This is a genomic window from Streptococcus sanguinis (genome assembly GCF_020729725.1).
GTDB classification, from domain to species: domain Bacteria; phylum Bacillota; class Bacilli; order Lactobacillales; family Streptococcaceae; genus Streptococcus; species Streptococcus sanguinis_V.
This window is the reverse complement of the sequence record NZ_JAJEPA010000021.1, coordinates 16,272-29,614: the sequence shown is the minus strand read 5'-3', so window position 1 is coordinate 29,614 and position 13,343 is coordinate 16,272. Positions and strand designations below refer to the sequence as shown.

Annotated in this window: 13 protein-coding genes; 1 reads left to right on the top strand and 12 read right to left on the bottom strand. The window is 45.0% G+C overall.

Annotated features, from left to right (window positions below; genetic code table 11):
• Nucleotides 1-57: 57 nt before the first annotated feature.
• The 8 genes from purB to purD form a co-directional block, all read right to left on the bottom strand.
• Complete coding sequence (gene purB, locus K4I03_RS10260) at nucleotides 58-1,353, bottom strand: adenylosuccinate lyase (RefSeq protein ID WP_002907678.1); 1,296 nt, start codon at nucleotides 1,351-1,353, stop codon at nucleotides 58-60.
• 184 nt (nucleotides 1,354-1,537) lie between these two features.
• Entirely contained in the window at nucleotides 1,538-2,737 is a 1,200-nt protein-coding gene (locus K4I03_RS10255; RefSeq protein ID WP_111675118.1) for a hypothetical protein, read from the bottom strand.
• 192 nt (nucleotides 2,738-2,929) lie between these two features.
• Complete coding sequence (locus tag K4I03_RS10250) at nucleotides 2,930-3,622, bottom strand: aspartate/glutamate racemase family protein (protein ID WP_227965168.1); 693 nt, start codon at nucleotides 3,620-3,622, stop codon at nucleotides 2,930-2,932.
• Nucleotides 3,623-3,625: 3 nt separating this feature from the next.
• Nucleotides 3,626-3,853, bottom strand: coding sequence for a phosphoribosylaminoimidazole carboxylase (locus K4I03_RS10245; protein ID WP_227965167.1), 228 nt, complete (start codon nucleotides 3,851-3,853; stop codon nucleotides 3,626-3,628).
• Nucleotides 3,854-3,873: 20 nt separating this feature from the next.
• Entirely contained in the window at nucleotides 3,874-4,137 is a 264-nt protein-coding gene (locus tag K4I03_RS10240) for a hypothetical protein (RefSeq protein ID WP_002931759.1), read from the bottom strand.
• Nucleotide 4,138: 1 nt separating this feature from the next.
• Nucleotides 4,139-5,230, bottom strand: a complete 1,092-nt coding sequence (purK, locus tag K4I03_RS10235) for a 5-(carboxyamino)imidazole ribonucleotide synthase (RefSeq protein ID WP_227965165.1) — start codon at nucleotides 5,228-5,230, stop codon at nucleotides 4,139-4,141.
• Nucleotides 5,217-5,705 carry a 5-(carboxyamino)imidazole ribonucleotide mutase gene (gene purE, locus K4I03_RS10230; protein WP_227965163.1) on the bottom strand — a complete coding sequence of 163 codons (489 nt, stop codon included), beginning with the start codon at nucleotides 5,703-5,705 and terminating at the stop codon, nucleotides 5,217-5,219. The genes purK and purE overlap by 14 nt, the downstream gene beginning before the upstream one ends.
• Before the next feature lie 298 nt (nucleotides 5,706-6,003).
• The gene (gene purD, locus K4I03_RS10225; RefSeq protein ID WP_227965161.1) at nucleotides 6,004-7,266 is read right to left on the bottom strand and encodes a phosphoribosylamine--glycine ligase; all 1,263 of its coding nucleotides are present in this window, start codon (nucleotides 7,264-7,266) and stop codon (nucleotides 6,004-6,006) included.
• Between the two features lie 320 nt (nucleotides 7,267-7,586).
• On the opposite strand from purD, the gene lytF reads away from it, so the two are divergent.
• Nucleotides 7,587-9,536, top strand: coding sequence for a murein hydrolase LytF (gene lytF / locus K4I03_RS10220; protein WP_227965159.1), 1,950 nt, complete (start codon nucleotides 7,587-7,589; stop codon nucleotides 9,534-9,536).
• A gap of 135 nt (nucleotides 9,537-9,671) precedes the next feature.
• Here lytF and purH read toward each other — a convergent pair whose 3' ends face one another.
• From purH to purM, 4 genes are read right to left on the bottom strand one after another with little or no spacing between them, the layout of a single operon-like run.
• Nucleotides 9,672-11,219, bottom strand: coding sequence for a bifunctional phosphoribosylaminoimidazolecarboxamide formyltransferase/IMP cyclohydrolase (purH, locus tag K4I03_RS10215; protein ID WP_227965157.1), 1,548 nt, complete (start codon nucleotides 11,217-11,219; stop codon nucleotides 9,672-9,674).
• A 1-nt stretch (nucleotide 11,220) separates the two neighbouring features.
• Nucleotides 11,221-11,685: a GNAT family N-acetyltransferase gene (locus K4I03_RS10210; protein WP_227965569.1), complete on the bottom strand. Its 465-nt coding sequence runs from the start codon at nucleotides 11,683-11,685 to the stop codon at nucleotides 11,221-11,223.
• A 44-nt stretch (nucleotides 11,686-11,729) separates the two neighbouring features.
• Nucleotides 11,730-12,281 (bottom strand): phosphoribosylglycinamide formyltransferase, encoded by a 552-nt coding sequence (gene purN, locus K4I03_RS10205; protein ID WP_227965155.1) that lies wholly within the window; start codon nucleotides 12,279-12,281, stop codon nucleotides 11,730-11,732.
• Nucleotides 12,278-13,300 carry a phosphoribosylformylglycinamidine cyclo-ligase gene (purM, locus tag K4I03_RS10200; RefSeq protein WP_227965153.1) on the bottom strand — a complete coding sequence of 341 codons (1,023 nt, stop codon included), beginning with the start codon at nucleotides 13,298-13,300 and terminating at the stop codon, nucleotides 12,278-12,280. The genes purN and purM overlap by 4 nt, the downstream gene beginning before the upstream one ends.
• Nucleotides 13,301-13,343: the final 43 nt, after the last annotated feature.

The window sequence follows — 13,343 nt, the reverse complement described above, 5'->3', positions numbered from 1 at the left end:
ATTTTTTCTAATTTAGATTCAAAAGCCTGGACAAAAAGTCCAGGCTCGTTTTTATGTCTAATCCAACCCCACGCGCTTGAAGATTTCATCTACGCGCTTGGTATAGTAAACTGGGTTGAAGATTTCATCAATCTCTTCCTGAGTCAGACGGGAAGTGACTTCTGGGTCCGCTTCGAGCAGAGGCTTGAAATCCACTTGATTGTCCCAAGACTGGGCAGTTTTTGGCTGCACCAAATCATAAGCTTGCTCACGCGTCATACCTTTTTCAATCAAGGTCAACATAGCCCGCTGGCTGAAGATGAGACCAAAGGTCGAGTTCATGTTGCGCTTCATGTTTTCTGGGAAGACGGTCAAGTTCTTGACGATATTACCAAAGCGGTTGAGCATGTAGTCGATAAGAATGGTCGTGTCCGGTGCGATAATCCGCTCAGCTGATGAGTGGGAAATGTCGCGCTCATGCCAGAGAGAGACATTCTCAAAGGCTGTCACCATGTGACCGCGAATGACCCGCGCCAGACCAGTCATATTTTCAGATCCGATTGGATTGCGCTTGTGAGGCATAGCTGAAGATCCTTTTTGCCCCTTGGCAAAGAATTCTTCCACCTCACGCTGCTCAGACTTTTGCAGACCACGAATCTCGGTCGCCATGCGCTCTATAGATGTCGCAATCAAGGCCAAAGCAGAGAAGTATTCAGCATGGAGATCACGTGGCAATACTTGAGTCGAAATTTCCTGCGGACGGATACCTAATTTCTCACAGACATAACTTTCCACAAATGGCGGAATGTTGGCAAAGTTCCCAACCGCACCAGAAATTTTCCCAGCTTCCACACCCGCCGCCGCAATCTCGAAACGTTCAATATTGCGCTTCATTTCGCTGTACCAAGTCGCAAGCTTAAGACCAAAAGTCGTCGGCTCCGCATGCACCCCGTGGGTCCGCCCCATCATGATGGTGAACTTGTGCTCCCGCGCCCGCTCTGCAATGATATCGGTGAAGCGACGCAGATCCTCACGAATGATGTCATTGGCCTGCTTGTAGAGGTAGCCGTAAGCCGTATCCACCACATCGGTCGAGGTCAGGCCATAGTGCACCCACTTGCGCTCCTCACCCAGCGTCTCAGAAACCGCACGTGTGAAGGCCACTACATCGTGACGCGTCTCCTGCTCAATCTCCAAGATGCGGTCAATATCAAAGCCCGCCTTTTCACGAATCAAGGCCACATCTTCCTTGGGAATCTCACCCAACTCAGCCCAAGCCTCATCAGCCAGAATCTCTACCTCCAGCCAGGCCTTATACTTATTTTCCTCAGTCCAAATATTCGCCATTTCGGGACGAGAGTAACGGTTGATCATAATTAATTTTTCCTTTCCTTTTATACTTGCCTTAAGTAGTGGGAACAGAAGTGACCTCTTACAGAGTTCCATTTCCAAGTTGTGAGCCTTTAAAGGCTCACAACTTCCCTGCAACCAAACTGATAGTTTGGTTGCAGGGAAGTATCTAGTGGGCGACCTACGGTCGCAAGATTGATTTCATCTCTTATTTAATACACTGTTGCAACTTATTTACACAACTTCTCCAAAAATTTATGAATAAATTTATAACACAAAAATGTTCAATTTTTAAGAACTCTCTTTTTGACTCCTCATTATATATAATTTTTCTATAGGTAGCATTATCAATAATACGATTTTTATAAGTTTCACCACCAAAATAAATTGCATCTCTCAAATCTTCATATGTAGCGTTTTCACTGTATAATATACTATCATATATGTTAGAGGCTCTCAATTCTCCTAGTTTCAATTTAATATTAATAATAAAACTACCAAGTACATAGCCAGATAACCATAAAAAATTAATAGTTGAAAATATTTTCAGCTTACTTTTTATTATTACTAAAAATAATAATTCAATAGTTTCATTAATCTCTTTAATAAATCCACTTTTGTATAATGAATCATAAAAATCCCTAGGTAAAACATTTGATAAGTTTTGCACCGTCATGGTGGATTGTGCAAACTGACCTATAACATAGTTTGATAATATATGTTCCATTAAGGTGGGAACTATGATAGAAAATAATGCTCCAAAAATTAATGTTGAATTAGTCACTTTTCGAAGATAAGGAACCGGCAGCAACAAAGTGAAAATCAGATACATTATTATCACAAAGCAAAAATACTTAACAATTGACTCAGTAGTACCCACATCTTCAATTTTAACCGATAATAGACTTAAAGAAGTAATAGGAATTATAAAATAATATATGGGAGTCCAGTGATATCTCAATTTTAATATAATAGCTATAAGTACTAATAAAATGGCTACATGAGCTACATTCAAATCACTACCGAAAATTTTTATTTTACGTAAATCTATTCCAACTTGATTAAATAAATAAAAACTTAGAACTACTGCAAAAAATATTCCATACGCTGTTATCAGAGACACTTCGTCAATTTTTCGTCTTTTGACAATGTCGGTTTCATGACCTAAGTCTGTTACATAAAAATAGACACGCTCTCGGACCTTTTCTCTACTTTTTCTTGTATCTGTCCACTTCTTTATAATTTCCTTCCGCCAAAGTGCTAACATGGAGAAATAATATATAGAGAATAAAAAAATTAATAATTGTTGATTTGGATAATAGTAATTCAGTAACATTATCAAAAAAAACAAACCAAAACTTACCCATTGTTTTGGCGTAAATTGTATTTTAGGGTTGTTATTCTGCATAAACTCCTCCCTAGAATTGTTTTATATTAAAGTCTAAATTCTTCTTTAATTTGTTTTCTTGAGAAATAATTAGATATCTGGATACTCTCTTCATTTACCAATCAATCCCTTTCCCAAACTCCTCAACCTCATCCGGCGCATCACCAAACACTGTCACACGCCCTACCTTACGATTGTACTTGTCTTCTATGGTCACTTATTTACCGCCCACTCTGCTGCTTTCTCTGCATGAATCACCGTTGTGTCGTAGAGAGGCAAGTCAGTGTCGGATTGCTTGACGAGGAGACCAATCTCGGTACAGCCCAAGATAACAGCTTCTGCGCCTGCTTTTTTCAAATCATCTATAACGGCAAGATAAGTCTGCTTTGAGCTTTCTTTGATATCTCCTAGACAGAGCTCATCATAAATGATCCGATTGACCTCTATAATGCCAGCTTGGTCTGGAATCAGCACTTCTAACCCAGATTCTATTAATTTCTCCTTGTAAAAATCTTGAGTCATGGTGTACTTAGTCCCTAGGAGGCCGACTTTTTGAATACCGTCAGCCAACAAGGCCTGCGCAGTTGCTTGCGCAATATGCAAGATTGGAATCGTAATCTGCTCCTGTATCTGCGGAGCAACCTTGTGCATGGTGTTGGTACAAATAACGATGAAATCCGCACCAGCTTGCTCCAAGCGCTGAGCAACATCTGCCAACAGTTGACCGCTTTTCTCCCAGTCTCCGACTGCCTGATAATGCTCAATCTCTGCAAAATCAACACTGTAAAGCAGAATTTTAGCAGAATGCAGACCACCCAGCTCTTTTTTGATGGTTTCGTTGATAATTTGGTAGTAAGATGTGGTACTTTCCCAACTCATACCACCAATCAGACCGATAGTTTTCATAGACTAATCAAACTCCTCCTTGCTTATAGCCACCGACGGATAGTGCGGCAAGCTACTTAGATCTGTATCCAATGGCAAATCATAAATAGCCAGATAATTGTTTGGATTTTGAATCTTTAATTCCTGATATTTGGCTTTCACTTTTTCATGGTCGGCACTGGCAAAGAGCGCTTCCACAACAGCAGTTTCTTTTCCTTCCTCCACAAAAGCGTTGACAATAATTTGAATCATAAACTGGTCTCCATTTAGCTTTAAAGATTATCATTTTCTGAGTCTTCATGTATAGAAAATTCAAATGAAATTCTCTCAGGATGTCTAGGCAGGCCGTAACTACTCAGATAATCCTTAACTTCCTTCACGGAACAAGAATATTCTAAGACTAGCTGATTGCCAGCTCTCTCTAAAATATGAATCCCCTCTCTATCCGCAATCTCTGGAACAATCAAATCGTCCGTATAAGTCAGTGTTACGGTCGTTATTTCATCATCTAGCAATTCATCAAATTCTTCTGTCATTTCAAAAATCAATCCCCTCCCCAAACTCAACCACGCTATCCGGCGCATCACTAAACAAAGTCACATGCCCCATTTTGCGGTTGTGCTTCGCTTCTATTTTACCATACAGGTGGAGGTGGGCGCTTGGATTTTCTGTGACATATTTTTCAGCGACCTCGACATGCTGGCCGAGTACATTGAGCATGACGGCTGGCGCATGTAGTTTGATAGCTGGCAATGGTGCTCCAAGGACGCCCAGAATATGGGTGTCAAACTGCGAGAAGTCGCAGGCTTCGATAGAGTAGTGGCCAGAGTTGTGTGGCCGTGGGGCAATCTCATTGACAATGATGTCATCAGCCGTCGCAAACATTTCCACACAAAGGGTTCCAGATAGCTTGAGCTGTTCTGCGATTCGTACTGCCATGGCTTTAGCTTTTTCAGCTAGACTTTCTGAAATGCGAGCTGGCACAATCGTTTTAGAGAGAATGTTGTTGCGGTGAATATTTTCCTGAACTGGGAAAACTGTCACGTCCTTGCCATTTCCGGACACAATGACAGAAATTTCAAGGTCAAAGTTGACAAACTCTTCCAAGACGCAGTCTGCTGAATCGGCTAAATCATAGGCTTCTTCCAAGTCTGCTTTCGAGCGAATAACCTTTTGCCCATGACCGTCATAGCCGCCTGTCGCAGTCTTAAGGACATAGTTTTTGGACAGGTCAATATTTGCCAAGTCTTGGCTTGAGATCACAACCTTGTAGGGTGCCACAGTGACTTGTGCCTTGTTTGCGAGAAAGTCCTTTTCAAAGATACGATTTTGAGAAATGCGGAGCAGGTCCGTTCCTTGAGGGAGCTGACCATCCTTGATAACGGCATCCAAACCGTCCGCATCGACATTTTCAAACTCATAGGTCAGGACATCGCAACGCTCAGCCAGCTGACGCAGAGCATCCACATCGTTATAAGGAGCCACGATGATTTCCGCCACGCGAGAGGCTGGACAATCCGCCGCTGGATCCAGCGCGATGACCTTATGCCCCATGTAGATAGCAGAAATGGCCATCATCTGTCCCAACTGACCGCCACCGATGATTCCGATTGTTTTAGATGAGCTCATTCGTAGACTCCTCAGCGATTTTTCCTTGTTCTTCAGCAAAATCTGCTAGCGCGGCTGCTAGGCCTTGATCTTCAATGGCCAAGATCCGAAGGGCAGTCAGGGCAGCGTTTGTCGCTCCCGCTTCCCCAATAGCCATAGTTGCAACTGGCACACCGCCCGGCATCTGCACAATCGAATAAAGAGAGTCCAGACCGCTGAGCGCTCGTGATTTGACCGGTACGCCGATGACAGGCAGGGTGGTTTTAGCCGCTACCATTCCTGGCAAATGGGCGGCACCACCAGCACCTGCGATGATGACCTTGATACCACGACTGCGGGCTTCTTCGGCATGCTGAAACATGAGATCTGGCGTGCGGTGGGCAGAGACGACTTTCTTTTCGTAGGCTACACCAAAGCGATCTAAAACTTCAGCGGTTTTTTGCATGGTGACCCAGTCGGATTTGGAACCCATAATGATGGAAATAATTGGTTTCATTGTTAATATCCTTTTTCTTTTTGATAATGGTCTTAGGTGGTGGGTCGGAAGCAAACCTTCGGTTTCATTCCTAAAATTTGAGCCTGAAGTCTCAAATTTTCCCTAGACCAGAACATACACTGTTCTGGTCTTTTCACCACAGCGACCATTATCTTTTTTGGCGACTGCGTCGCCTAAGCTAGCGCTAGTATTGAAAATACTCGAAGAAATTCTCAGAATGACAGGGTAAAGCGAGAAAGTTCGAACTGAAGTTCATCAAGAAGCTTTGACACAGTCAATCGTAGATTTTCGAAGCGTTTTATTTAACCGCCTTGCTTCCGATGTCTGTTCGGTAGAAGAAGCCTGTGGTGTCTTGTTTTTTTAGTTGGTCGTAGATTTTTTCCTGCGCGGCTGAGACGGTATCTGCTGTGGTGACCAGCATGTACACTCGGCCACCATTTGACAGCAGTTCTCTGCTATTTTCCGCAAACTTAGCCCCAGCATAGTAGGTGATAATGTCGCCGTCTGTCTTCTCTGGCAGAGGCAGGCCTTTCTCATAGTCCAGCGGGTAGCCCTCTGAGGCGACAACCACTCCAAGTGTCACGCCCTCATCCATCCAAGTGATAGTAGGCTCTTTCTTGTCCAAGATGTCCGTGATATTCTGCGCAAAATCAGACGTCAGACGGGGCAGGATAATCTGAGTCTCTGGATCGCCAAAGCGCGAGTTGAACTCGATAACCTTGGGGCCATCGGCTGTTAAAATCAGCCCAGCGTAGAGCACGCCAAGATAAGGACGCCCCTCAGCTATCATGCCTTTGAGAACCGGCTTGATAATCGTCTCAACCGACTGAACCACCACACTTTTTGGCAGGTGAGGAACTGGCGCATAGGCTCCCATACCGCCTGTATTAGGACCCTTGTCCCCATCGTAGGCCCGTTTGTGGTCTTGTGCTGTCGGCAGGATGTAAAATTTTTCTCCATTGACAAAGGCAAAGAGGGAGAACTCCTCGCCGTCCAGAAACTCCTCGATAACCACACGTGCACCGCTGTCGCCGAACTTATTGTCCAAGAGCATATCGTGAGCTGCTTCGACTGCCTGCTCTACGGTCTCCGCTACGACCACGCCCTTGCCCAGAGCCAAGCCGTCTGCCTTGACCACGATAGGCGCTCCCTGCTTTTCGATGTAGGATTTGGCTTCCTCAAAGTCGGAAAATGTGCCATAAGCTGCTGTCGGAACACCGTATTTGACCATGATTTCCTTGGCAAAATCCTTGGACCACTCCAGCTCCGCTGCTAAACGAGGTGGGCCGAAAGCCTTGAGCCCAGCTTGGTTAAAATCATCTACAATTCCAGCTGCCAAGGCATCATCCGGACCGATAAAGGACCAAGCAACATCATTCTCCTTGGCGAATTCAATTAGTTTGGAATGTTCGGAAATTCCAATGTTTACTAAATCCAACCCATCCAAGGTCATGCCATCATTTCCAGGAGCGACAAACACCTGCTCCACATCCTTAGACTCCAACAACTTCTTGGCAATCGCATGCTCACGACCGCCTGAACCAACAACTAAAAGCTTCATAGCCAAGATACCTCAATATCCAATATCACAGGCGCTTACGCACCAAGCTAACACATCACGTAAAAATCATTCTATTTTTACGAATTATTTATCTAAATTATAACATAATCGTTCGTTTTATTCCATTCTAATGAGAAAAAGAATATCTCTTATACATGATCGCCGTAATTATTGTTGTCTTCAGCCTTCTCCTTTTTGAGTGGATTGTACCCATTGTAGAAAAAAACAATCAAGACTTGTCAAATTTACTATCATTTTCAAACAAGTTTTCCGAATAATACAGGTGGGCCCATCCAAAACCATTCTCACAAAGGAGTTTTATGAAGAAATATCAAAAACTGTTTTTATTATCTGGAGCTGTCCTAGGTCTCTTTGCAAGTCACTCAACAGTTCATGCGACCGAAACGCCTGAATCTGAAGTCAAAATTCTAGGCCCTACTGATCGTGCCAGCAATGTCGATGTGACTGTGAACGATCGTACAGCCTCTATTAGTTATACCCGTTCTCAAGCTCAAGAACCTTATCTTATTGCTCATGCTGTTTGGTCTGAAGATAACGGACAAGATGATTTGAAATGGTATGATACACCACAAACACCCATCACTGACATTGACTTAAGCAACCATCCAGGATATGGTACGTTTCATGTTCATACCTACATACGGATAGGAGAGCGCTTGGTAGCTCTAAATGCCACTACCTTTCATATAGATAAACCAGCTAGTAAAACGAATGCATCCATCTCAGGAGGTACAGGGCGCATTAGTTTTTCCCGCAACAAAGACCAAGCTCACTCAAAGATTGTCCATGCCGTCTGGTCAGAGGAAAAAGGCAGCGACGACCTTCAGTGGTATGACGCAGGAGAAGAATCAACTGAATTTAATCTTTCCAAACATCGTGGTTATGGACGATACTTCGTTGACACTTACGAAAATGTAAACGGAAAAATGATTTTCCAATCCGGCACTACGTTCCATCTTGAAAATCCCAAACCGATAATCGAAACCAGCTTCCCTCAAACTGGTATCATGGAAATTACTATAAAAAATGTGCCAGACACTATGTATAAAGTAGTTCTTCCTACTTGGTCTGATAAGAAAGGGCAAGATGATCTACAATGGTACGAAGCAAGCAAAAATCCGGATGGTAGCTACAGCGCTCGGGTGGAACTCAGAAAGCATAACTACGACACTGGGACTTACAATATCCACCTTTACGGCCAAAGCTATGTTCAACCGGAATCAACTGGTATAACAGGAACGACAGTTGAAGTTGACAGTGGGAAACTACCTTCGGACAAGGAACAGAAACCTCTTTTTACGGTGGAAAATATCAACCCCAAACAAGGGACCTACACCGTGAAAACTACCGAAACTAGCTTATCTAAACCGATTCAATCTGTTCGGGTGCCAATTTGGAGCACTAGCAATCAGAGCAATCTTAAATGGTATACAGCCACTCCTAACGGAGATGGCTCCTTCAGCGCAACCTTTGATATCCGTAATCACCAGGCTTTGTCTGGAACCTATAACAACCATGTGTATGTCACCTATAAGGACGGCAGTGAGCGTAGTTACGCAGCAGATGCCGTCTCAATGTCTACCGACCAAATTCAAGCCAAGGTTGCAGTCAAGAAATCCGATGCTAATCGCTACGAGGTGACAGTGACAGACGCCTACGGAGATGGCGATATTATTCTGCCAACTTGGTCAGAAGTCAATGGGCAAGATGATATCAAATGGTATACCGCCAATAAGGTCGGCAATGGAACCTACAAATTCACCGTAGATACTCAGAATCACAAGGGGAGCGGTCTATTTAACACCCATGTCTATCGTAGAAAAGCAGGACAACTGACTGGCCTGACTGGAACTAGCTATCAGGTTGAGAAATCAAGCGTTCAATCAGCTAATATTCAGCCAAACTATGCCGCTGCTAATGCGACAACTTATCCTGTCGGTCAATGTACTTGGGGAGCCAAGGCTCTAGCTCCTTGGGCAGGAAATTACTGGGGCAACGGCGGTCAATGGGCAGCTAGTGCCAGAAGAGCTGGATTCCGTACCGGCAGTACGCCTGAGGTTGGCGCCATCGCCTGCTGGGATGACGGCGGCTACGGCCATGTTGGTGTCGTCACGCATGTCGAATCCAATACCCGCATCCAGATCCAAGAGTCTAACTATCTCGGCAAGCAGTACATCAGCAACTTCCGTGGCTGGTTTGACCCAACTGCTTCCTACTGGGGCCGTCTGACCTATATCTACCCTAAATAAGTCGCTTTCGCATTCCTCAAAATCACTTCAAACCAGTGCTTTGAGCAGACTGCTACTGCTTAGTTTATTCATGAATTTTATTGAGTATAAGTCTACTAAAAAATCCTCGGTCGAGCCGAGGATTTTTTCTATTTCTTAATGCCTAAAATGCCGTACGCCAGTGAATATCATGGTCAAGCCATGCTTGTCAGCCGCAATAATAGACTCCTCATCACGGACGGAACCACCAGGCTGGATGATAGCTTTGATACCAGCGGCTGCAATCTCTTCGATATTGTCCGCAAAAGGGAAGAAGGCGTCAGAAGCCAGAGCGGCACCGTCAAGGCGATCTTTGGCTTGCTCAATAGCAATCTTGACAGAAGCCACGCGGTTGGTCTGACCAGGACCGACTCCCAGCACCTGACGGTCATTGGTAATGATGATACCGTTGGATTTGACATATTTGACGGACTTCCAAGCAAATTCCAAAGCCACTCGCTCCTGCTCACTCGGCTGGCGCTTAGTTACGACCTGCCAATCAGCTGGATTTTCCTCGATAACATCTTGGTTTTGCACGAGGAGACCACCCAGAACACCGGTCACTTCCTTCTCTGCTCCAGAAGCTGCCTGCGCATCAAAAGCCAACTCCAAAATCCGCAGATTTTTCTTTTTATTGGTCAAAATAGCTAGCGCTTCTGCCGTGTAGCTCGGTGCGATGATGATTTCTAGGAAAATACCGTGCATCTTCTCAGCTGTCGCAGCATCCACCTCACGGTTGAGGACGACAATCCCACCAAAAATAGAAACTGGATCAGACTCATAGGCATAGTCCCAAGCTGTCTCGATATCATCCGCCTGGCCTATACCACATGGATTCATATGTTTTAGCACCACAACAGTTGGCCGATTCTTAAAATCTCGAATAATCCGAATGGCCGCGTCAACATCGCGGATGTTATTGAAAGACAACTCTTTCCCATTCAGCTGCTTGGCGGAAGCGATGGAATAGTCCAGTGGCAAAGCAGTCTGATAGAAATCAGCATCCTGCTGGGGATTTTCCCCGTAGCGCATAGGCTGCTTGAGCTCATAGGTCAAGGTCAGCTTTTCAGGCTTGCTTTCGCCCACCTGATCCGTGAAATAGTCCGCAATCAAAGCATCATAAGCTGCTGTATGACGGAAAACCTTGGCTGCCAAACGTTGACGCGTTTCATAGGTCGTTTGACCATTTGCTGCCAACTCTTCCAGAACAAGGGCATAATCAGCCGGATCTACAACAACCGTCACGCTGGCATGATTTTTAGCCGCAGAGCGCAGCATAGAGGGGCCACCGATGTCAATATTTTCCACCGCGTCCGCATACTCTACACCTGGCTTGAGAATGGTTTCTTTAAAAGGATAGAGGTTGACCACGACCAGGTCAATGAGCTCAATCTGATTGTCCTTGGCCGCTTGCAGGTGGCTATCCAAGTCCCGACGAGCCAAGAGGCCGCCGTGAATGTTTGGGTGGAGGGTCTTGACACGGCCATCCATCATCTCTGGAAAACCAGTCACATCATCTATAGCAATGGTGCCCACTCCTTCATTGTCTAGGACCACCTTGGTACCGCCAGTTGAGATGATATCCCAGCCCAGAGCTTTCAGCTCTTTCGCAAATTCTACAATGCCTGTCTTGTCTGAGACACTGATCAAGGCTTTTTTTGTCATTCTATTCCTCTTTCTTTAGATCCAAGCGCATAGCAACTTCGTTATTTTCTTCTATAAATCCTGTTTCCTGAAAACCCAGACTAGTCAGCAGGTGCTTCATTTTTTCATTTCCAACCACATAATCTGCGATAATATGACTGCAAGCTCTATCCATCGGAGCCTTTTTGATCAGAACTTCCAAGGCTTTTCGACCATAGCCTCTTCCTTGGTACTGCTGACCAATCATTATCCTCCAGACAAAGTATTCCGCTTCATCCTTGTCTATTTCCAGCAGGAGAAAGCCAACCACTTGCTTATCCCAATAGATTGCCATCGGAAACACATCTTCATTTTTCCGGTAGAGCCATGCGTCAGCTAAAGAGCGCACATTTGGAGCTACGAAACGTGCTCGTTCATCAGCATCAGATATTTTCAAATCCAGCACTGCCTGAAAACTGCTCTCATCTACTAATTTCAGCTCAATTATTTTTTCTCCTAGCAATATTGTACAATCAAAACTTGATTTACTTCCTACCTTCTCCCCACCCCTAAACTCTCAAGCACATGAGGATAGAGCTGATACTCGGCGGCATGGATGCGTTCTTCAAAACTTTCAATCGTATCATCGGCTAGTCGCGGCACGCGCACTTGCTGAATAATTTTGCCTGTGTCCACACCCGAGTCCACCCAGTGAACGGTCACACCGCTCTCAGAGACGCCAGCCTGCCAAGCATCCTCAATGCCATGAGCTCCTGGAAACTCGGGTAAATAGGCTGGGTGGATATTGATGATACGTCCTTCATAAGCACCAAGCAAGGTTGGCCCTACAATTTTCATATAGCCTGCTAGGCAAACCAAGTCAATCTGCTGCGCTTCTAGTAGGTCTACAATGGCTTGCTCGTAAGCCACCTTACTGTCAAACTCTCTAAGCTCAAAGGCATAGCTTTTGACACCTAGCTTATCCGCCCGCTCGAGCACATAGGCATCTCGATGGTCTGAAAAGACAAATTCAACTGGAAACTGCTCAGCAATCACTTGGAAATTTGATCCATTGCCCGAAGCAAAAACGGCAATTTTTTTCATTTGATAAGGACACTTTCATTTTCTTTTTTGACAATCCGGCCGACTTCATAAACAGGCTCGTCAAGAAGTTCTTTGACAAGATCCACATTTTCAGGAGCTACGGCCAAAATCATCCCTAGCCCCATATTGAAGATTTCAAACATTTCTTGGTGCTTGATGTGACCATATTTTTCTAGGGCCTTAAAAATCGGCAAGACTGGAATCTTATCTTCTTCAATCTCAGCAGCCAAGTCATCGGCAAACATGCGAGGCACATTTTCGATAAAACCGCCACCAGTAATATGGGCAATCCCATGAACCAGCTTTTCCTTAATCAGCGGCAGCAAAGCCTTGACATAGATACGAGTCGGCTCAAGCAGCACTTCCTTGAGTTTCTTACCTTCCAATTCTGGCAGTTCTTCCTCACCAGTATAGTCCGCAAAAACACGACGAACGAGAGAATAACCATTTGAGTGGATGCCACTGGAAGCCAATCCCAAAAGGACATCGCCCTCTGCGACGTTAGAGCCATCAATAATCTCTGACTTTTCAGCAACCCCGACAGCAAAACCAGCTAGGTCATAATCATCTTCACCGTACATACCTGGCATTTCAGCGGTTTCCCCGCCAATCAAGGCAGCTCCAGACTGAACACAGCCTTCAGCCACACCGGCAACAACTTGCTCCAGCTTTGCTGGTTCATTTTTCCCAGTGGCAATATAGTCCAGGAAATAAAGGGGCTCAGCTCCTGCAGCGATGATGTCATTGACACACATAGCTACACAGTCCTGCCCAATGGTATCGTGCTTGTCATACTGAATGGCCAGCATGAGCTTGGTTCCGACCCCATCCGTACCAGAAATCAGTACTGGCTCCTTGACCCCAGTCTGAGACAGGTCGAACATGCCGCCAAAGCCACCCAGCGCCCCCATGACGCCAGCTCGCTCTGTACGTGCCACATGCTTTTTGATTCGCTCAACAACTTCATAACCTGCTTCAACATCCACACCGGATTGAGCGTATGCATTTTTATTTGTCATAATTTTCTTCCTTACTCTTATTTTTGAAAAAGATTGCGACAAC

Bases quoted from the DNA above. Each gene is read 5' to 3' on its own strand.
- K4I03_RS10245 (WP_227965167.1), bottom strand. From the start codon at position 3,853: ATGATTCAAATTATTGTCAACGCTTTTGTGGAGGAAGGAAAAGAAACT.
- purH (WP_227965157.1), bottom strand. From the start codon at position 11,219: ATGACAAAAAAAGCCTTGATCAGTGTCTCAGACAAGACAGGCATTGTA.
- purM (WP_227965153.1), bottom strand. From the start codon at position 13,300: ATGACAAATAAAAATGCATACGCTCAATCCGGTGTGGATGTTGAAGCA.
- purE (WP_227965163.1), bottom strand. From the start codon at position 5,705: ATGAAACCAATTATTTCCATCATTATGGGTTCCAAATCCGACTGGGTC.
- K4I03_RS10255 (WP_111675118.1), bottom strand. From the start codon at position 2,737: ATGCAGAATAACAACCCTAAAATACAATTTACGCCAAAACAATGGGTA.
- purD (WP_227965161.1), bottom strand. From the start codon at position 7,266: ATGAAGCTTTTAGTTGTTGGTTCAGGCGGTCGTGAGCATGCGATTGCC.
- purN (WP_227965155.1), bottom strand. From the start codon at position 12,281: ATGAAAAAAATTGCCGTTTTTGCTTCGGGCAATGGATCAAATTTCCAA.
- K4I03_RS10250 (WP_227965168.1), bottom strand. From the start codon at position 3,622: ATGAAAACTATCGGTCTGATTGGTGGTATGAGTTGGGAAAGTACCACA.
- purB (WP_002907678.1), bottom strand. From the start codon at position 1,353: ATGATCAACCGTTACTCTCGTCCCGAAATGGCGAATATTTGGACTGAG.
- K4I03_RS10240 (WP_002931759.1), bottom strand. From the start codon at position 4,137: ATGACAGAAGAATTTGATGAATTGCTAGATGATGAAATAACGACCGTA.
- lytF (WP_227965159.1), top strand. From the start codon at position 7,587: ATGAAGAAATATCAAAAACTGTTTTTATTATCTGGAGCTGTCCTAGGT.
- purK (WP_227965165.1), bottom strand. From the start codon at position 5,230: ATGAGCTCATCTAAAACAATCGGAATCATCGGTGGCGGTCAGTTGGGA.